At 56.6% G+C, this 19,097-nt stretch carries 13 protein-coding genes; 9 read left to right on the top strand and 4 right to left on the bottom strand.

Annotated features, from left to right (window positions below; all coding sequences use genetic code 11):
- Positions 1-21: 21 nt before the first annotated feature.
- The 3 genes from MCM46_16585 to MCM46_16595 are packed head-to-tail and all read left to right on the top strand — an operon-like array spanning position 22 to position 6,175.
- Positions 22-1,272: a TolC family protein gene (locus tag MCM46_16585; protein MCG3113433.1), complete on the top strand. Its 1,251-nt coding sequence runs from the start codon at positions 22-24 to the stop codon at positions 1,270-1,272.
- Positions 1,273-1,299: 27 nt separating this feature from the next.
- Positions 1,300-2,940 (top strand): efflux RND transporter periplasmic adaptor subunit, encoded by a 1,641-nt coding sequence (locus MCM46_16590; GenBank protein ID MCG3113434.1) that lies wholly within the window; start codon positions 1,300-1,302, stop codon positions 2,938-2,940.
- Between the two features lie 49 nt (positions 2,941-2,989).
- Positions 2,990-6,175, top strand: coding sequence for a CusA/CzcA family heavy metal efflux RND transporter (locus MCM46_16595; protein ID MCG3113435.1), 3,186 nt, complete (start codon positions 2,990-2,992; stop codon positions 6,173-6,175).
- 69 nt (positions 6,176-6,244) lie between these two features.
- Here MCM46_16595 and MCM46_16600 read toward each other — a convergent pair whose 3' ends face one another.
- Genes MCM46_16600 through MCM46_16615 form a run of 4 tightly spaced genes read right to left on the bottom strand, consistent with a single transcriptional unit; the run spans position 6,245 to position 9,454 of the window.
- Positions 6,245-6,961 (bottom strand): hypothetical protein, encoded by a 717-nt coding sequence (locus MCM46_16600; protein MCG3113436.1) that lies wholly within the window; start codon positions 6,959-6,961, stop codon positions 6,245-6,247.
- Positions 6,962-6,975: 14 nt separating this feature from the next.
- Positions 6,976-7,659 (bottom strand): L,D-transpeptidase, encoded by a 684-nt coding sequence (locus MCM46_16605; protein MCG3113437.1) that lies wholly within the window; start codon positions 7,657-7,659, stop codon positions 6,976-6,978.
- Between the two features lie 8 nt (positions 7,660-7,667).
- Entirely contained in the window at positions 7,668-8,807 is a 1,140-nt protein-coding gene (locus tag MCM46_16610) for a L,D-transpeptidase (protein MCG3113438.1), read from the bottom strand.
- Positions 8,807-9,454: a hypothetical protein gene (locus MCM46_16615; GenBank protein MCG3113439.1), complete on the bottom strand. Its 648-nt coding sequence runs from the start codon at positions 9,452-9,454 to the stop codon at positions 8,807-8,809. The genes MCM46_16610 and MCM46_16615 overlap by 1 nt, the downstream gene beginning before the upstream one ends.
- Positions 9,455-10,081: 627 nt before the next feature.
- On the opposite strand from MCM46_16615, the gene MCM46_16620 reads away from it, so the two are divergent.
- The 6 genes from MCM46_16620 to pgaD all read left to right on the top strand — a co-directional run bounded on the left by MCM46_16620 (position 10,082) and on the right by pgaD (position 19,026).
- Positions 10,082-11,686, top strand: a complete 1,605-nt coding sequence (locus MCM46_16620) for a PAS domain-containing sensor histidine kinase (GenBank protein MCG3113440.1) — start codon at positions 10,082-10,084, stop codon at positions 11,684-11,686.
- 326 nt (positions 11,687-12,012) lie between these two features.
- Positions 12,013-12,765 carry a DNA repair protein RecO gene (recO, locus tag MCM46_16625; GenBank protein ID MCG3113441.1) on the top strand — a complete coding sequence of 251 codons (753 nt, stop codon included), beginning with the start codon at positions 12,013-12,015 and terminating at the stop codon, positions 12,763-12,765.
- A 260-nt stretch (positions 12,766-13,025) separates the two neighbouring features.
- Positions 13,026-15,359: a poly-beta-1,6 N-acetyl-D-glucosamine export porin PgaA gene (gene pgaA / locus MCM46_16630; GenBank protein MCG3113442.1), complete on the top strand. Its 2,334-nt coding sequence runs from the start codon at positions 13,026-13,028 to the stop codon at positions 15,357-15,359.
- A gap of 2 nt (positions 15,360-15,361) precedes the next feature.
- Positions 15,362-17,311 carry a poly-beta-1,6-N-acetyl-D-glucosamine N-deacetylase PgaB gene (gene pgaB, locus MCM46_16635; GenBank protein ID MCG3113443.1) on the top strand — a complete coding sequence of 650 codons (1,950 nt, stop codon included), beginning with the start codon at positions 15,362-15,364 and terminating at the stop codon, positions 17,309-17,311.
- A gap of 6 nt (positions 17,312-17,317) precedes the next feature.
- On the top strand, positions 17,318-18,583 hold the full coding sequence (gene pgaC, locus MCM46_16640; GenBank protein ID MCG3113444.1) for a poly-beta-1,6-N-acetyl-D-glucosamine synthase: 1,266 nt from the start codon (positions 17,318-17,320) through the stop codon (positions 18,581-18,583).
- Complete coding sequence (gene pgaD / locus MCM46_16645) at positions 18,580-19,026, top strand: poly-beta-1,6-N-acetyl-D-glucosamine biosynthesis protein PgaD (GenBank protein MCG3113445.1); 447 nt, start codon at positions 18,580-18,582, stop codon at positions 19,024-19,026. Before pgaC ends, pgaD begins: the two co-directional genes overlap by 4 nt.
- Positions 19,027-19,097 lie beyond the last annotated feature (71 nt).

Raw genomic sequence — 19,097 nt, forward strand, 5'->3', positions numbered from 1 at the left:
TATCTGCTGGAGTGGTCTACGATGAAACGACTCCTCTTGTCCTCCATTTTATTAATTGGCGCGATTGTCATTCCGATGGTCACATCTGCCGCCGAAGAAGCAACTCCAACCTTGCGCTTGGAAGAAGTGCTTCAGGAGGTCATCCAACGGAATCCGCAGGTCCGCGCGGCCGAGCGGGGGGCGCGCGCCGCAGAAGCGCGGATCCCGCAGGCGCGCGCCTTGGAGGATCCCCAGTTCGGGGTGATGCAATGGTCGATCCCTTCCAACTTCAATCTCTTCGATGCCGATGAAACCTGGTATACCCTCTCCCAAAACTTTCCCTTCTTTGGGAAGAGAGCGCTCCGCGGCGATATCGCCAAGCTCGAAACCAGCATGGCGAGTGAAGAGTCCCGTGCGGTTCGTTTGAAAATCGTCAAAGAGGCGAAGCAAGCTTATTATGATTTCTTCTTCACGCATAAGGCGCTCGACATTCACCACAAACAGGTGGTGCTGGCGCGACGATTCTCTATCATCGCCCAGGAGAAATTTGCCGTCGGGGAGGTCGGCCAGCAAGATGTGATCCGCGCCCAGGTCGAGCTGCTTGACCTCTCCAACGCATTGGTGACGTCGGAGCAGGATCGGAACGTTGCGGCGGCGCGGCTCAATGCGCTCCTCGATCGCCTTCCCGATGCCTCTCTAGGCGTCCCCGAAACGCCGACGATTCCGGCCGTTGAGCCGGAATTAGAGATGCTGCAGCGTGAAGCCGAAGCGGCCCGGCCCGAAATCCAGATGCAGGCGCTGGCGATCCGACGCGGGGAAGAATCGGTCGCGCTGGCCGAGCGAGATCTCTTTCCCGATGTCGTGGCAGAAGTCGGGTATTGGGATGTCCACGACGGCTCGAATCGTTGGATGGCCTCCATCAAGATTAACCTCCCCTGGATGAATAAGAAGAAATATGATGCACGCATTCGAGAAAATGAGGCGGAGCAGTCGCGCGCTGAAGCCGACCGCCAGGCCGCCCTCAATGAGACCCAATTTCGCATTAAAGACCTCTTTGTCCGTTTCCAGACGGCCAAGCGCCTTGCCACGCTTTACCAACAGGGAATCCTGCCGCTGGCCGAGCAATCGTTAGAAGCGGCCGCCGTCGGATATGAAGCGAAGAAGAATGATTTCCTCACACTGATTGATGCGCAAGAGAACATCAAGAGATTGGAACTGACTTATTTTCGGACACTGGCGGAGATTTGGAAGCGTCTCGCCGAACTGGAAGAGATGACGGGAAAAATGTTTTAAGCAAATAAGAAACAGGAGGAGACAAAGATGAAAATCTTTCGAAAAGCTCGAAGGGGAACCACATTGGCTGTTTTGCTTCTGACCCTCTCGGTCATTGGTTTCTACATGACGCAGAATCGCGCCATGGGGGATACAAAAGCGGACGCGCCAATGAACGAGCAGGATGGGACACCCGATGGCATGGAAGAGATGGCGATGGATATCGATGAGACCGGCCGGACGACGGCGATGCTGACCCCGGAGAAAAAACAACGGATCGGGGTCAAAGTGGCCGAGGTTCAGGAAAGAGAGATCGAGAAGGTGATCCGGGCCGCTGGACGGGTTGCCTATGATGAGCGAAAGCTCGCTCGAATCAACCTGAGGGTAGACGGCTGGATTCAGGATCTCTTCGTCAATTTCACCGGTCAAGAGGTGAAAAAGGGAGAGCCGCTTCTCACCCTCTACTCTCCCGATCTCCTCTCCACCCAGCAGGAGTACCTGCTGGCGAAGCGGGGTTGGGAGAGGCTGGGGGCCAGTCCGATCGCCGAGGTGCGGGAGACCGGAGGCGCGCTTCTCGCCTCAGTGCGAAGAAGACTTCTTTTGTTCGGGATTACCGAAAGGCAGATTCAGGAACTGGAGGAGCGGGGAGAGCCGCAGACGGCGATCACGATCACCTCCCCGATCAACGGTGTCGTCACCCATAGAGAGGGGGTCCAAGGGATGCGGGTCACACCGGAGGCGACCCTCTATGAAATTGCCGACCTCTCGACCGTCTGGGTGATTGCTGAAGTCTATGAGTCCGATCTTTCATTTGTAAAAGAAGGGCAAGAGGCCGCCATGACCGTGGCCGCCTATCCCGGCGAGATCTTTCACGGAAAGGTGGCCTATATCGATCCGTTTCTCAACCCTCAGACCCGGACCGTCCGGGTACGGCTGGAGCTTCCGAATCCGGGGCTCAAGCTCAAACCGGAGATGTTTTCTCAGGTCGATCTGAGATCCCGTCTCGGGAGGGGACTTCTGGTCCCCGAATCGGCCGTTCTCGACGCAGGTCTGCGCCAGATCGTCTTCGTCGATCAAGGGATGGAGATGTACGCGCCGAAGGAGGTCAAGGCGCGTCGGATCGACGGGTCCTACCTCATCCAAGAAGGGCTGAACCCCGGAGAGCGGATCATCACCTCGGCCAACTTTCTGATCGACTCGGAGAGCAAGCTGATGGCGTCGGCCAACATGATGGGAGCGCTCGGTATGGCCGGCATCCGGATGGAGCAGGCCGAAATGGGTGAAATGAAGATGGATGGGATGGAAGTGCAACCTGAGGGAGAGCAGACCCTTTCTGGTCCCCAGAAGAAAAAGAAAGGAGATCTGACCTTGATCCTCGCTACGAAACCCTCTCCCCCCATCGATGGAGAGAACCTTCTTCATCTCGTCGTAACCGATGCGGCAGGAAAACCGATCGAAAATGCGAAGGTCGTCTTCTCCTACACCATGCCGATGCCGGGAATGAAGGCCGCCAAGATTCCCGCCTTGTTTAAGAACGGACAATACGAAGGCAAAGCCAAATTCGGGATGGCCGGAACGTGGGAGGTGACCGCATTGATGACCGTTCCTGGCAAGCCGGAAGTCCAGGAGACATTCACCCTGGAGGCCGGCGGCGAAATGGAAGGGATGGAAGGAATGCCGGGGATGTAGGCGACCCGAAAGGTCGAGGCGTACAGCCATTATACAGGGTCCAGACAACATGATTGAAAAAATCATCGACTATTCCGCTCGAAATAAATTCCTTGTCCTCATCCTCACCGCCTTTCTGGTCGTGTGGGCCATCTGGGCGATACGGCGTGTTCCGCTCGATGCTATTCCGGATCTCTCCGACACCCAGGTGATCCTCTTCACCGAGTGGCCGGGCCGAAGCCCGACGTTGATCGAAGATCAAATTACCTATCCCGTCATCACTTCGTTGATTTCCGCCCCGAAGGTGAAATCCGTCCGGGGACAATCGATGTTGGGTGTTTCGTATGTCTACGTTATTTTTGAAGAAGGGACCGATCTTTATTGGGCCAGAAGCCGGGTCTTAGAATACATGCAGGGGGTCACCGGCAAGCTGCCGGAGGGGGTGACGCCGACGTTGGGACCCGATGCCACCGGCGTCGGCTGGGTTTATGAGTACGCCTTGATCGATGAAACCGGACGGCATGACCTTGCCGAGCTTCGCTCTTTTCAGGACTGGACCCTCCGCTACTGGCTCCAATCGGTGCCGGGGGTCGCTGAAGTCGCTTCTGTCGGAGGCTTCGTCAAACAATATCAGGTCAATGTCGATCCGAACCGGCTGGCGGCCTACCGCATTCCATTCCACGAGGTCATCTCCGCAATCCGGGCGAGCAACAACGACGTGGGGGGAAGGGTCTTAGAGCAGGCCGGCCGCGAGTATATTATCCGAGGCCAAGGCTATATTCGATCGACCGAGGATATTCGAGGGATTCCACTCGGCACGGATGGCAATGGAACACCGATCCGGGTCTCGGATATCGCAAATGTGGCGATCGGACCCGACATTCGGCGGGGGGTGACGGAATTAGACGGCAAAGGGGAGGTGGTCGGCGGGATCGTCGTGATGCGCTTCGGCGAGAATGCGTTAAATGTCATCGACCGGGTAAAGGAGAAGATCAAAGCGATTGAACCCTCTCTGCCGGAAGGGGTTAAGATCGTCCCGACCTATGATCGATCCGACCTGATTCAGCAGGCGATTGAGACACTGAAGCATACCTTGACGGAAGAGCTGCTGATCGTGAGCCTGGTCATCCTCCTCTTTCTCTGGCATCTCCCGAGCGCCATCGTTCCGATCGTCACCATCCCGATTGCGGTCATTTTATCTTTCATCCCGATGTATTACTCCGGGTTGACGTCGAACATCATGTCGCTTGCGGGCATTGCCATCTCCATCGGGGTGTTGGTCGACGGCGCCATCGTGGAAGTGGAAAATGCTTATAAAAAATTGGAGCGATGGGAATCGGCCGGTCGGGTCGGCGATTATCATGAAGTCCGGTTGAAGGCCCTCAAAGAGGTCGGCCCCTCGGTTTTTTTCTCGCTGCTCGTTGTTGCCGTGGCTTTTATCCCGATCTTTACCCTTCAAGGTCAGGAAGGAAGGCTCTTCAAACCGCTGGCGTTTACCAAAAATCTGACGATGGCGATTGCCGCGGTCCTGGCGATCACGTTCGATCCGGCGATGCGGATGCTCTTCACCCGGATGAATCCCTTCATCTTCCGGCCCAAGTGGCTCTCCCGGATCGCCAATCCTCTTCTGGTCGGGAAGTATTATCCGGAAGAGCGGCACCCAATCAGCCGGCCGCTCCAGCGGATCTACCACCCGATTCTGGAGTTTGTTCTGCGACACCGCTGGCCGGTCGTGATCTCCGCCTTCCTCATTGTTCTCCTTACTATCCCGATCTATCTTCGCCTCGGCTCCGAATTTATGCCTCCGCTCAATGAGGGAACGATCCTCTATATGCCGACGACCCTGCCGGGCATCTCGATCACCGAGGCGACCCGGATCCTTCGTCTTCAAGATCAGATGTTGAAAGAATTCCCGGAAGTGGAGCGGGTCTTCGGAAAAATTGGAGAAGCGAAAACTGCCACCGACCCGGCTCCGTTGAGTATGGGGGAGACCGTCATCACGCTGAAGCCGAAAGCGCAATGGCGCGAAGGGATGACCTGGGACAAGTTGATCGCGGAGATGGACAGAAAACTACAATTTCCCGGCGTTGCCAACATTTGGTGGATGCCGATCCAGACCCGGACCGAGATGCTCGCCACCGGTATCCGCAGCAACATTGGAATTAAGGTCTTGGGGCCGGATCTCGAAGAGATCAACCAGATCGGCCGGCGGATCGAAGGGGTTCTGGCGCAAATGAAAGAGACCCGCTCTTCATTCTTTGAGCGGGTGACCGGAGGCTACTATCTTGATTTCGTCATCGACCGGAACGCCGCTGCGCGTTATGGACTTCGGGTGGACGAGATTCAAGAGGTCATTGAAACGGCCATCGGCGGCAAGAATATTTCACAGACCGTCGAAGGCCGGGAGCGCTATCCGATCAACGTCCGCTATGCCAGAGAATTCCGGGATGACATTGAGAAGTTGAAAAGAGTCTTGGTCCCGACGCCGGCCGGCGCTCAGATCCCGATGGCGCAGCTTGCTCAAATTGAATACAACGAAGGGCCGTCGATGGTTAAAAACGAAAACGGCATGCTCGCCGGCATCGTTTTTGTCGACACGGCGTGGTCCGATCTCGGCGGCTATGTGAAAGAAGCGCAGCGGGTCGTCGCGGAAAAGGTGAAACTTCCCCCCGGTTATTCGCTCGTCTGGGCAGGACAGTATGAATATTTGCTCCGAGCCAGAGAGCATTTAAAGGTGGTCCTTCCTCTGACCCTCTTCATTATCTTTCTGCTGCTTTATCTCAATACCGGCTCGACGGTGAAGACGCTGATTGTCTTGCTGGCGCTCCCCTTCTCGGCGGTCGGCGCCATTCTCTTTCTCTTCCTGCTCGATTACAACATGAGCATCGGTGTTTGGGTCGGATTGATCGCCTTAATGGGGCTCGATGCCGAAACCGGGGTTTTCATGCTGCTCTATCTTGACCTTGCCTATGAGGATCGGAAGGCGAAAGGGTTAATGCGTAATGCATACGATTTGAAGGAGGCAATTACCGAAGGGGCGGTGCATCGGCTTCGGCCGAAGGTAATGACGGTGAGCGTGATGCTTCTCGGTCTCCTTCCGATTATGTGGTCGACCGGGACAGGATCGGACTTGATGCGCCGAATCGCCGCCCCGATGATTGGCGGGATTCTCACCTCATTTATTTTGGAGTTGCTGGTCTATCCGGTTATTTATGAAATATGGCGGGAGCGGGAGCTAAAAAGCATGCTCAAATAACTGCGGAAACGTTTTCAGGTGACCCGGAGTTGTAAGTGCGAATTCAAATCTTTCGTCATCAAAATCCCGCTATGGTCCTGACTGAACCAAAAGCCACGCCCCTTCCGAAAGAGACCAGTAAAGGGCCTGTGCCTCCTCTTCAGACAGCGTCAGGCGAAGATCGGGATAACGCCGATCAACGATGAGGCGTCCCGCTTCCCAGGAGAGAGTGGTGGCCGTTTCTTTAACCAGACGCAGCCCCTTTTCAATCCGTCCACAATCACATTCCTGAAGCACAGAAACAATCGAGATCATCAATCCATCCTCAAAGTAGAGCCGGTACCGGGAGGGCATGTCGCCGACCGCCACAAAGACCGATTCGGTGGAGAGAAGGGGAGAAACCGGGGGGGCTGAAGCTTCTGAAGCGTTTGAAGGGGGAATCTCTTTTTCAATCGTCGGAGTGGGAGGGTATTTTTTGAATAAGCGGTATGCCGATCCGGAGGAGACATTCTCCTTACCGAATGAGACGTCGCTGAAGTGAAACTCCTTTAGAGCAAGGCCCTTTATTTTTAAGGTCAGCCGCCGGGCGGAGAGATCGAGAACGGTGTAGACGATCCCTTTCTTGGCGAGATCCAACTCGGTTTGGAGAGTTTTTTCCTTCCGCCGGGCGTCGGATCCTTGCGGATCGGCCTGGAGCGCGGTGCGCGGGACCAGGAGAACGAGAGAGAGCACGAGGATACAAAAGGCCTTTCCCGTGTTGGGAAGGGGCTTGAGTTGGAGAAGAATCAACTGGAAGTATTGCTTCATGATGGGGGTGGGGCTCAGAAGATATAAATCGGCGCCCCGTTCGGCAGGCGTTTGTAGACGACCTCCAGATCTTTATCGGCCATTCTAATACAGCCATGCGTGACGTTCTGCCCCAACATCCGGGTGTAGAGGGTGCCGTGAATGAAATAACCGTTTCCGAAGGAGATCGCATATTCTCCCAGCACGCCGGCCTCGATCCGGTCATCGGCATCGGTCGGCAGGGCCTCCCCTTCTTCGATAAATGCCCAGTCCGGTTTGATCCAGACCGGATTTCGAATTTTCGATTTAACGTGGAACTCACCCCGGGGGGTTTCAAAGAGCCAGCTTCGGCCGGGGTTTTTCGGATCGGTCAAGGTGGTTCCGCTCCCTGTTGAAACCACCGCCTGGTAGACGACCTTCTCTCCCTGTTTCAGGAAGAGGCGGTTTTGAGCCGTATCGACGACGGCATAGATCCCTTTGGGAGAGAGGGATTGAATCGCCTTGCGGAACTTTTTATCTTCGATGTTCAATTTGGATGGGACGGGCTTCTTAAAGCCGGCGGAGGCGACCTTCTTTCCCGAAGGTGTCGAGGCCGCGGTGGCCGGCGTCTTGGTTTCGAAAGAAAAGAAGGAGACCGTGAGGAGAACGATTCCGAGAAGGAAGATCCCCCATCGCGATTTCCATCGGCCGTCTTGAAAGGATCGAAAGCGGTTTCGCATGGCGTATCCTACAGAGCAAAATCGGTCGATGTCAAGTCATTTGTAGTTCCCACGATGGTGACGGGGGTCCCGTTGGGAACCCGGCTGAAGAGGTCATCCATCTGGTCGTTGTCGAGGGCGACGCAGCCCAACGTCTCCTCCAGACCCTCGTTCCTTCCGCCGTGAATTTCGATCAGCCCGCCGAGTCGCTTGGCCCGTTTGATCCGGGTTCGGTCCCGCTCGTTCGGGTAGTTGATCAGCAGGGCCCGGTGGTACTTCGTCTCTCCCAGGTCTTTCTTCAAGATGACCCGGTAGGCTCCTTCGGGGGTGGCCCCGTCGCCGACCGACCGCTTGTCGTTCAGCCCATTGAACCCCAGATTGATCGGATACACCTTGATCGGGCGCTCTCCCTGATAGACGGTCAAGGTTCGTTCGGCCTTGCGGACGACGATCACCGGAGCGGCGTTCCTTCGGGACCAATCGAGTGTTTCGCGCACCCACCGCCGCCAGCGGACCACATTTTTCCGCTCCAGGTAGCGGTTCAGGGTCGCGTTGATCTCCCGCTCGGCCGGTTCGAGAAGGGTCCGGGCCCGTTTTGCCTGCTCGCGCGCGGCGCGATACCGGCCTTCGTCGATGTCGTGCCGGGCCTCCCCGAGGAGGAGCTCCGCCTGAACCGCTTTCTTTCGCGCGGGCCTCGTCAGAAAGAGCTTCTCCGATTGCTCCCGCAGCCGATTGGCGAGCGTCTCCACCGACCGGACCTCTTCAACGGCCGACTCCCGGGTCTTGTTTTTCTTCAAAGAGACCGACTGCAGAAGGATCTCTCCTTCGGACGAGAGGGAGGTCAAGTGGTTGCGGATCTCGTCATATTCCCGAACGACAGACCACCTTGCACGCTCGCGTGAAAAGGTCTCTTTAAGAACTTGGGCCCGTTCTTGATATTGAAGATATTCTTCCGGTGCGAATTCTTTGGCCCCGGTGTTCCAGAGGGCCTTCTCGATCCGGTCCACCTGCTCGAGTTCTATCAGAGGGGGAGGCTCGCTGCAGCCGCTCAGGCTTGCGCCGAAGAGGGCACAAAAAAGGGCCCGAGAGAGGACCCTCCAAAGTGCGGAGGACCCTCCCCGGGCTTTTCCTTCCTTGCGCAATGCGGAATGAAACCGATCTGCCGCCATCAGGCCTTCTTCTTTTTCCCTTTTTTCGACTTTGCTTTCGCCGCCTCGGCCGCTTTCACCTTCTCAACGGCCTGCTCCACTTCGGCGCTGATCGAGTCGGCTTTCTCCTTGATCGGTGTTGCTTTGGAGATGGCGTCGCGGTAGTCGCCGTGGTCGATCGCTTGCTGGACCGCCGGCATCGATTCAGTCAAAGCGGCGACATCAGCATTCAGCGCCGCCAGATCGGCCTCGCTCCCTTTCCCGGCGGGAGCTTGGGCCAAGAGCCCCTCGGCCCTTTGAACGGCCTGCGTTGCGGCCGCTTGGACCTCTACCGCTTGCACCTTCGCCTCTTCTTTTTTCTGGGCGCTGACGCTCTGGAGCTGATCGGCCTCCTGGCGCACCTCGGCGAGCATCTTCTCCGCCTGCTCGTAATCTCGGAATGGCGCCATCTTCTCTTCCTGGGTTTTGACCTCCTGCATTGCGGCGTTCAATTTATCGGAGAGCGCCTTGTCCTCATTCGGCAGGTAGTCCGATGAACCGGCCGCTCGGGTCGTTTCGACCGACTTCTGTGTTGCTTCAATTTCGGCGGTGGGTGCTTTGGAGCATCCCCCCAGTGCCCAGATCGCCACGATCCAGGCCGCCAACGTCACTTTGCCAAAATTCTTCATTGTTTTACTTGTTCTCCTTGTATTTTATTTTGATTCGATTGATCGATCAGGGTATCCCACATGGAAATGCCTGCACACAAACGATCAGATTGTACACCGTTGTCCCGTTCTGCGCAACAATTCTATGTAAAATCTATGTAAAAAAAGTCTTGCCCGCACCCCCCCTCGATCGAAACTTCGGTTTCGTTTCGCCCCGATTCGGCTGGGAGGGCCTCGCCAAGGATCGGTAATGAGTCATTTTGAAATTCCAAAGTCGTCATGCCCGCGGAAGCGGGCATCCAGAGGTTTTAAATCACTGGATTCCCGCCTGCGCGGGAATGACAATCCAGAATTGATTCCAGACTGAGTCACTACCCAAGGATCTCACCTCTTGAATCGTGGTAAGCCTTAACCTATAATCAATCGGACTGTCTTTTTCCATGCTCGGTCATCCCGTTGCGACCGTTCCGGGGTGACGCGCTGCATCATTGATAACAATGCTGTTTTTTCCAAGGCATGATGTCTCTGTGATCTGCCAAAGGAGTTGCTGCATTGATATGAGAGGGGAGATCCGGGTCGAGAGTGAATATGGAAAGGGATCGACCTTCACCGTCCCGCTTCCAATCTGAAATTAACGGAGTAATTTATATGGAAAAGCCCCATCAGCACGAACTCCTTCGAGACAAGCTCGACAGCTACCGTCTGCTCGTTCAAGAGGTGAGGGATTATGCGATCTTCCTCCTCGATCTTCAGGGAAATGTAAATAGCTGGAATGAGGGGGCGGAGCGGATCAAGGGGTACCGGGCCGATGAGATTATCGGCAAGCCGCTTTCGCTCTTTTATCCGAAGCAGGAGATCGAAAATGGGAAGCCGTTCAAAAACCTCGCCGCGGCGCTGAGGGATGGGCGGTTTGAGGATGAGGGGTGGCGGATTCGGAAAGACGGCTCGCGGTTTTGGGCCAACGTGATCATTACCCGTATTCAGGATGACCGGGGAAAGGTGATCGGGTTCTCTAAAATCACCCGCGATCTGACCGAGAAAAAAGAGGCGGAAAATGTGATCAGAACGAGCGAAGCGCGCTTCCGTCTCTTGGTCAACGGGGTCAAAGACTATGCCATCATCATGCTCGACCCCGAAGGGAGGATTACGAGTTGGAATGAGGGGGCGGAGCGGATCAAGGGTTACCGGGTTGAGGAGATTATTGGAAAACACTTCTCGATTTTCTATCCGGAGGAAGACAAGGCAAACGATAAACCGAATGATGAGTTGAAGAAGGCGCTTCAACACGGGCGGTTTGAAGATGAAGGGTGGCGGATTCGGAAAGACGGCTCGCGGTTCTGGGCCGAATCGGTGATCACCTGCATTCGGGACGCGGCGGGAGAAGTGATCGGCTTCTCCAAGGTCACCCGTGATCTCACGGAGCGAAGAGCGGCGGAGAATGAGATCAGAAAAATGAACGTGGACCTGGAGCACCGGGTCAAAGAGCGGACGGCGGAGCTGCAGGCGGCCAACGAAGCGCTCAAGCAGCGGACCAAAGAGGCGGAGGAGGCGAGCCGGATGAAGTCGCAATTCGTTTCCAATGTTTCCCATGAACTAAGAACACCGCTCAATGCCATTATCGGTTACACCTATCTCATCGGCGACCTCTGCAGGGAGGCGGGGGAGGAGCAGCGAACCGCCTTGGAAGGAATCGAGCGGAACGCGGGGGATCTGCTGCAGTTGATCAACGAGGTACTCGATCTGTCGAAGATCGAGGCGGGAAAAATCTCTGTTGAGCAAGGAGAGGTCGAGATGGCCGGTTTGCTCAAGGAGCTGGTGGAAAATATGGGCCGGCTGACGGAGGGGAGGCCGGTCCGGGTCGATTACAAAGTGGCCCCCGATCTTCCCCTGATCGAATCGGATGCCGGAAAGATCAAACAGATTCTGGTCAATCTTCTGTCGAATGCGATCAAGTTTACTCCTGAGGGGAGGGTGACGATGGAGGCGAAGGCTTCCCCTGCGAAGGGGGGGATCGAGGTGGCGGTTCAGGATACCGGCATTGGAATAAAGCCGGAGGCGCTTCCGAAGATCTTCGAGGCGTTCTACCAGTCCGACGCCGACTCCACCCGTGAGTTCGGCGGCGTCGGGCTCGGCTTGAGGATTGTAAAAGACCTGGTCGAGCTACTCCAGGGGGAGATCCGCGTTGAAAGCGAATATGGCAAGGGCTCGACCTTCACCCTTTTCCTCCCTTATCGGCTTTATTATCGTGTTTGATCGGCGGCGGAGCATTGTGTCAAGTCCCTGTCGCGTATAAGACGATAGAGCCTCTTTTCAATCGAGTGTCGAAAGTTTAAATATCCCCATTGCCTCCCGAAATCTTCGAGCCCTTCTTCCAGGCGGATGTGACCATGACGCGCCGGCATGGAGAGGTTGGTTTGGGGGCTGGCGATCGTGAAGGATTTTCTTCGATTATTGAGAGGAGAGATTCGGATCGAAAGCGAACCGGGCAAGCGGTTGATCGTTATTCTGAGTCGATCTTCCCTCCTTGTAAAAAGCCGTTTTATCAAGTAAAATAAAACGTTTTCTGTGCAAGGGGGGGTATGTCTTTACTGACCACGCCGGCGATTGTCCTCGGGAGCATCAAGCTCGGCGAGGCCGATAAGCTGGTTACCTTCTTTACCGTCAAGAAGGGAAAGCTCAAGGGGGTCGCCAAAGGAGCCCGCCGTGTGAAGAGCCGGTTCGGGGCCTCCCTGGAGCCGTTTACCCACTGCAACCTCGTCGTCTTCGAAAAGCCGGGAGACAAATTGGCCCGGGTCAATCAGTCCGACATCGTCCACTCTTTTCAAAAACTCCGGGAGAACTGGGGGGAGATTCATCTCGCCTCTCATATGGCCCATCTGGTGCAGCGGATGACCCCGGAGGGGGAGCAGAATCTCTTGGTCTACCGGCTTCTTTTAGAGGGGCTGACCTTTCTCGAGCGGGGGGCCGACCCGGAGCTCTCCACCCTGCTCTTTGTCGTCCGCCTTGTCTCCTTTTCCGGTTATCAACCCCGTTGGGATCGCTGCCTCAAATGCCATCGGCCGATGGGGGAGCGAATTTACTTTTCCCCCGCCGACGGCGGGACCGTCTGCACCCAATGCGCCCATGGGCCGCTGGCGACGATCTCGCAGGGGACTCTCGCTTTTCTCCGGGCCTCTCAGAAGATGGACTATACCGTCGCCCATCGCCTGAAGCCCTCCCCCGCCATGCGGTCGGAGATCCGGACCATCTTCGGCCAACATATGACCTACATCACCGGGATGCCGGCCCCCGCCTGGGCCGCGGAAGCCCCTTCGGCGCCGAGCCGATCTTAATGTTCCTGTCTTAGTGATCTGTATCACTCCCTCTTTCTTTTGAATGTGCTTTGGTATATATTACTTCCGGCTAAACGTTCATAGGTAAACCGGAGAACCGAAAGCGTGACATTTTGCAACCTCCCCCCTCTACGCACCTCTCCATCGAAACCCCCGGACCAGACACTCGAATGCCTCCTCTGATCGATCCCTTTTCTCGAATCGAAAATACTTTTGCGGCTGCGCACCGTCTCCCTTCCCGTCGTTGGAATGTTGCCTGGATGGTGCTGCTCTGTTTATTTGGATTGATCAGTCCGCTCGAAGCGGCCGAATCCCCGAAACTCCGTTATGAAAAAGCATTGCAACTGGCCCGCGACGGAAAACATGACGCGGCCCTTCCGATGCTTCGACAACTGGCGGAGGAATTTCCGAAAGAGCCTTTCTACCTCTACGATTACATGACGGTGCTCAGCTGGGCGGGACGGGATCAAGAGGTTCTCTCCCTTCGATCGCGCGTCGATCTTGCAGCGGCCCCCCCTTATCTTCTGGAGACCCTCGGCCGATCGGCCCGCAATATCCGGGATTATCCGCTGGCGATCCATTTTTATGAAATGGCGACGAAAAAAGCGCCCGAGCGGGTGGAAAGCGGGCTCGGTCTCGCGCGCGCCTATTCGGATAACGGCGCCCCTCAAAAAGCGATTCCCCTCCTGAAGCGCTTGGATGAAAAACATCCAAAACGAGTCGACATTCTCGAAGCGCTTGCAGAGGCCTACCGGCTCGATCAAAAAAACATCGAGGCATTGGCCGTTTACCACCGGATCCTGCATCTGGATCCGGAACATCGGGAAGCCCGGCGCCAGCGCATCCTGATCGCCGCACAATTGGGGGCCCATGACCTGGCGGCCTCCCTGGCGCGCGAGAAGCCGGAGCTTCTCAGCGATGAAGAGTTTGAAAGAATTATCGGCGATCAGGCGGCGCAGTCGATCCGCTTTCAAAAGGCCGACGCCGCCATCCCGCTTCTCCAAGAGCAATTAAGCCGCCTGGAGGGGCGAGGCCAATCGAGCTCGCCGGCATATCAGCGCGCCCGGTTCGATCTGATGGCGGCTCTCCGGGACCGGGAAAGGATGGAAGAGGCGATCGCACTTTATGAGGCGCTGTCGGCCGAAGGGGTCGAGATGCCCGACTATGCGTTGCGCGCCGCGGCCGATGCCTACATCCACGAACAAGATCCGGAGAAGGCGCGCGATATTTATTTGAAGATTCTGGAGCGCAATCCCGACGATTTTGACGCCAAGCTCGCCCTTTTTTACGCCTATTTTGATACGGGAGAATATTCCTCCGCCCTGAAATTGATCGATACAGTGGCCGCCGAAGAGCAGGACCCTTCGCGAAAGTTGCGCGCCGAATCGGTCGCCGCGATGGGGTATGCCTGGGCGGGGCAGCTCTCCAAGGCTCAACGGCGTTTTGAATTATTGTTGGAGCGGCAACCGAACGATCCCTATCTCCACTCGAACCTTGGATATGTTTATTTGTGGCGGGGCTGGCCGAGACGCGCGAAGGAAGAATTCCAGCTGAGCCAGTCGATCGAACCGGAGGTGCTCGATGCGCAGATCGGCGAGGTCGGAGCGGAGCGCGATCTTTTCGAATTTCGCGCTGCGGAAGAAGGGATCATCGGGCTTGAAACACGCTACCCGGATCATCGTCAGGTAGAAAGACTCCGGCGGAGTTGGAACATCCACAACATGCGGGAGCTGCGGGTGGCGGTGTCGGGCCGGCACAACAGCGGGACACAGGAGGGGGCGAAAGATCTCGCGATCGATCTCCTGCTCTACTCGCGTCCCCTCGATTACAATTATCGCGTTTTTGCGCATGGGTTTTACAGCCGCTCCGAATTTCCGGAAGGGGACGGCCTCTACCGGCGTTACGGCGCGGGCCTCGAATATCGCGCGCGGGATATCAAAATCGAGGGGGAGCTTTCGACCGGCGCTTCGCCCGATACCGAATTGGGGCTCAGCCTGCGCGCCGCCTGGATGCCGAATGATTTCTGGACCTGGGGGGCGACTCTGGACACCTACAGCAACGACGTGCCGCTGCGGGGCCGCCTCAACGAAGAGGTGAAGGGTTGGTCGGTCGGCCTGAGCGCCGGTTATCGATTTCACGAATCCCGTTCAATCGGGGCCGGAGTCCAATGGCTCGATTTCAGCGACGGCAACCGCCGGATCACCTATTCCTTGGTCGGATATCAACGTTTGATCAACCGCCCCACCTACAAACTCGATGGCCGGCTCGGCTTCTACGGCTCCAACAACACGCTGGAGAACGCCTCGTATTATAATCCGAGCAGCGATCTGTCGGCCGAAATCGGCTTGACCAACGAGTGGCTGGTCTTCCGCCGTTATCAGCGATCATTTTTACATCGCCTCGGAGGGACGGTCGGAACGTACCTGCAGCGCGGTTTCGGATCGAACGGCACCTGGGGCGTTTTTTATGAGCATGAGTGGAATCTGAACGATCGGCTCTACCTGCTCTATGGGGTCGGACGCTTCCGCCCCGTTTACGACGGCGTTTCAGAGACATCGATCCGCTGGTATGTGACATTGAACTGGAGATTTTAGGCATGATCCGACGGGCGGGTCTCGCGCTTCTCATCATCATGATCGGGGTGACCGGGTTTTCCCCTTCACCGGCCATGGCCGAGAATCGCTTTACCGTTCTCGCTTATCACGACGTTCGGGATGAAGGGGCCGAGCCGGGGGTGGTCACCCTCCGGACCGAGACCCTCGTCGCGCACTTTTCCTGGCTGCGGGAGCAAGGTTATAAAGTGATCAGCCTCGAAGAGATCGTGGCGGCGAATGAGGGACGGCGCCCGCTTCCGGACAATGCGGTGTTGCTGACGTTCGACGACGGCTATCAAAGCATGTACACGCGGGTCTACCCTCTCCTCAAGTTGTTCAACTACCCCGCCGTCGTCGCGGTGGTCGGGAAGTGGATGGAAGCCGGTTCCGGCGAGCGTGTCGCCTACGATAAGGAGCAGGTGCCGCGGGAACGTTTTCTTTCCTGGAGCCAGGTGAAAGAAATGGTCGATTCCGGTCTGGTGGAGGTTGCCTCTCACAGCGATGACCTGCACCAAGGCCTTCTTGCCAATCCCCAGGGAAATGATCAGCCGGCGGCCACGGCGCTCCGATACGACGCGGAGAGCGGCCGTTACGAAACGGGAGAGGCCTATTTACAACGGATCCGCCGTGATCTCTCTCAAAGCATTCAGGCGATCGAACGACACACCGGCCGGAAGCCGCGCGCCGTCATCTGGCCTTACGGCAGCTACAACCGGGAAACGATCGAGATTGCACGATCGCTCGGCATGACAATCACGATGGGGCTCGACGGCGGACCGAATGACGCAAGCGACCTCTCGGCGCTCCGCCGGGTGTTCATCATGAACAACGCCTCGCTGGCCGATCTTGTTTCAGACCTGCGTCACTTTGCTCCGCCGCGCCGGATCCGGGTCGCGCAGGTCGATCTCGACTATATTTTTGATGAAGATCCGGCGCGGCAGGAGCAGAATCTCGGTCTTTTACTCGACCGGGTCAAACAACTCGGCATCAACACCGTTTATTTGCAGGCCTTCGCCGACCCCGATGGGAACGGCAGCGCGGAGGCGCTCTACTTTCCGAATCGCCATCTCCCGGTTCGCGCCGATCTTTTTAATCGCGTTGCCTGGCAATTGCACAAACGGGCCGGCGTGCAGGTCTATGCCTGGATGCCGGTGCTTGGATTTACATTTAAAGAGGATCATTCCCTCTCGAAGTTCTCGGTACAAACGGAAGCGCCAAGCAGAGCTTCACATGGACCGACCGGACACCCTCGGCTTTCGCCTTTTCATCCGGCGGTCCGGAATGCGATCGGAGAGATTTATGAAGACCTGGCTAAGCAGGCTTATTTCTCCGGCCTTCTCTTCCATGATGATGCTTATCTTTCCGATTTCGAAGATGCCGGGCCCTGGGCGCTGGTTTATTACAGAGACCGATGGAGCCTGCCGCATTCCATCGCCGAGATTCGCCGCTCTCCCGAATTGCACAACAAATGGAGCCGGCACAAGACCGAACTCCTTGTCGATTGGACAAAAGAGCTCGCCGATCGGGTCAGGGTGTTTCGTCCCGAAATCAAAACGGCCCGGAATCTCTATGCCGGCGTGGTTTTGAATCCCGAATCGGAACAATGGTTCAGCCAGTCTCTCCCGGTCTTTCTGGAGAGCTACGATTACACCGCAGTGATGGCGATGCCCTATTTGGAAGGGGCCGAAGATCCCGATCAATGGCTGCAAACGCTGGTCCGGCGGATCGCCGCCGTTCCCGGCGGGCTGGACCGGACGGTTTTTGAATTACAAAGCGTCGACTGGAAAACCAAAACGCCGATCGAAGGGAAGACGCTCGCCCGGCAGATGCAGCTGCTCAGGAGAAACGGCGCACTTAATCTCGGTTATTATCCGGACGATTTTATCAAGGGGCATCCGGAGTTGTCCGAGATACAACGGGGAATGTCGTTCAGCCCCAACTCAAACAAGTAGGCAGGAATGGCCGATCTCTTCGCACAGTTTCTTTCAGTACTCTATCAGTTTCTTTTTTATTACCCGTTCTTCATGGCCTATCTTTGGATGATCGGCGCCCTCTTTTATTTCAGGCATTGGGAAGCCGGTCCGGAGCACCGCGTGGAGAATACGCCGGTGTTGCCCGAATCTCCTCCCGTCTCCATCATCGTTCCCTGCTACAACGAAGGAGCGAACGTGGAGGAGACGATCCAGTTTCTGGTGAATCAGAAATACCCTGCTTTTGAGATTATCGCCGTCAACGACGGCAGCAGCGATGAGACCGGGCGGATACTCGACGCCCTGGCGGAGCGCACCCCGCGGTTGCGCGTGGTTCATCTGGCAAAAAATCAGGGGAAGGCGATGGCGCTCTCCATGGGGGCGTTGATATCTAAGAATGAATTTCTGATTTGCATCGACGGGGACGCCTTGCTGGACGAACATGCCACTTCATGGATCATGAGCCACTTTCTGCAAGGGCCCCGCGTCGGCGCGGTCACCGGCAATCCGCGCGTCCGGACGCGATCGACCCTGCTCGGGAAAATTCAGGTCGGCGAGTTCTCCGCGATCGTCGGGATGATCAAGCGCGCCCAGCGCATTTATGGCCGCGTTTTCACGGTCTCGGGGGTTGTCTCCGGATTTCGCAAAAGCGCCCTGCAGCAGATCGGCTATTGGAGCCTCGACACCGTCACCGAAGACATCGATATCAGCTGGAAGCTGCAAATGAACCACTGGGATATCCGTTTTGAGCCGAACGCCCTGTGCTGGATTCTGATGCCGGAAACGATCATCGGGTTATGGCGCCAGCGCCTGCGCTGGGCGCAGGGAGGAATGGAGGCGCTGATACGATATGGCAACGACATGTTCTCCTGGCGCAAGCGCCGGATGTGGGGGGTCTGTCTGGAATACTTCATCAGCATCCTTTGGGCCTACAGCATGGCGCTCGTCGCGGTCATCTGGGTGGCCCGATGGATTTTCCCGTTGCCGGAAATCCTCCAGATCCCTTCACTGATTCCTGGCTGGCACGGCGTTGTCCTCGGCACCACCTGTCTTGTGCAATTTGCAGTGAGTCTGGTCATCGATTCGCGTTATGAAAAAGGGATCGGCAAAGTGTACTACTGGATGGTCTGGTATCCGATGGCCTACTGGCTGTTGAGTGTCTTTACCACGGTGGTCGCCGTTCCCAAGGCTGTTTTTAAGAAACACGAGCGGCGCGGCCGTTGGGAAAGTCCCGACCGGGGGTTGCGGCCATGAGCGCGATCATCATTAATGAGCCCCGTTTGCAGACACTGCGGCAGCGCTATGCCTACTCGCTCGTCACCTTTGTTTTCTGGGCCTTTTGGCTTTACCTCTGGCTGCCGTTGGTCAGTCTGGTGGCATGGCTGCTCGGCATCAATCTTTTCTACCAGGAGATGATCGTGCAGGAAGGATACCTCGCCTTTTTTGAATTGGTCGGCTGGTATGCGGTGACGATTCTGATCATGGCGGCCGTGTTATTGGGCTGGGCCGGATACAATCTCTATCGTTTCCGAGGAAAGGAACGCCGCAAGAGCGCGGCCGGGGTCGATCCAGCCGACATTGCGCGTCAATTTGCCGTGGAGGTCGATCAACTCAACCAATGGCACAGGGCAAAACGGCTAACGATCCATCACAATGAGGAAGGCGCGATCGACCGCGTCGATGTCCATCCCCCCTAATCCACTCAACGGGAGCCGTCCGGGCGTGGCGAGGGATAAATTCCGCCCGATTTTCTTGACAACTCCCCGCA

This window comes from Candidatus Manganitrophus morganii, assembly GCA_021651055.1.
Taxonomy (GTDB): domain Bacteria; phylum Nitrospirota; class Nitrospiria; order SBBL01; family Manganitrophaceae; genus Manganitrophus; species Manganitrophus morganii.

Bases quoted from the DNA above. Each gene is read 5' to 3' on its own strand.
- MCM46_16605 (MCG3113437.1), bottom strand. From the start codon at position 7,659: ATGCGAAACCGCTTTCGATCCTTTCAAGACGGCCGATGGAAATCGCGA.
- MCM46_16620 (MCG3113440.1), top strand. From the start codon at position 10,082: ATGGAAAAGCCCCATCAGCACGAACTCCTTCGAGACAAGCTCGACAGC.
- MCM46_16600 (MCG3113436.1), bottom strand. From the start codon at position 6,961: ATGAAGCAATACTTCCAGTTGATTCTTCTCCAACTCAAGCCCCTTCCC.
- MCM46_16590 (MCG3113434.1), top strand. From the start codon at position 1,300: ATGAAAATCTTTCGAAAAGCTCGAAGGGGAACCACATTGGCTGTTTTG.
- pgaB (MCG3113443.1), top strand. From the start codon at position 15,362: ATGATCCGACGGGCGGGTCTCGCGCTTCTCATCATCATGATCGGGGTG.
- MCM46_16585 (MCG3113433.1), top strand. From the start codon at position 22: ATGAAACGACTCCTCTTGTCCTCCATTTTATTAATTGGCGCGATTGTC.
- MCM46_16595 (MCG3113435.1), top strand. From the start codon at position 2,990: ATGATTGAAAAAATCATCGACTATTCCGCTCGAAATAAATTCCTTGTC.
- MCM46_16615 (MCG3113439.1), bottom strand. From the start codon at position 9,454: ATGAAGAATTTTGGCAAAGTGACGTTGGCGGCCTGGATCGTGGCGATC.
- recO (MCG3113441.1), top strand. From the start codon at position 12,013: ATGTCTTTACTGACCACGCCGGCGATTGTCCTCGGGAGCATCAAGCTC.
- MCM46_16610 (MCG3113438.1), bottom strand. From the start codon at position 8,807: ATGGCGGCAGATCGGTTTCATTCCGCATTGCGCAAGGAAGGAAAAGCC.
- pgaD (MCG3113445.1), top strand. From the start codon at position 18,580: ATGAGCGCGATCATCATTAATGAGCCCCGTTTGCAGACACTGCGGCAG.
- pgaA (MCG3113442.1), top strand. From the start codon at position 13,026: ATGGTGCTGCTCTGTTTATTTGGATTGATCAGTCCGCTCGAAGCGGCC.
- pgaC (MCG3113444.1), top strand. From the start codon at position 17,318: ATGGCCGATCTCTTCGCACAGTTTCTTTCAGTACTCTATCAGTTTCTT.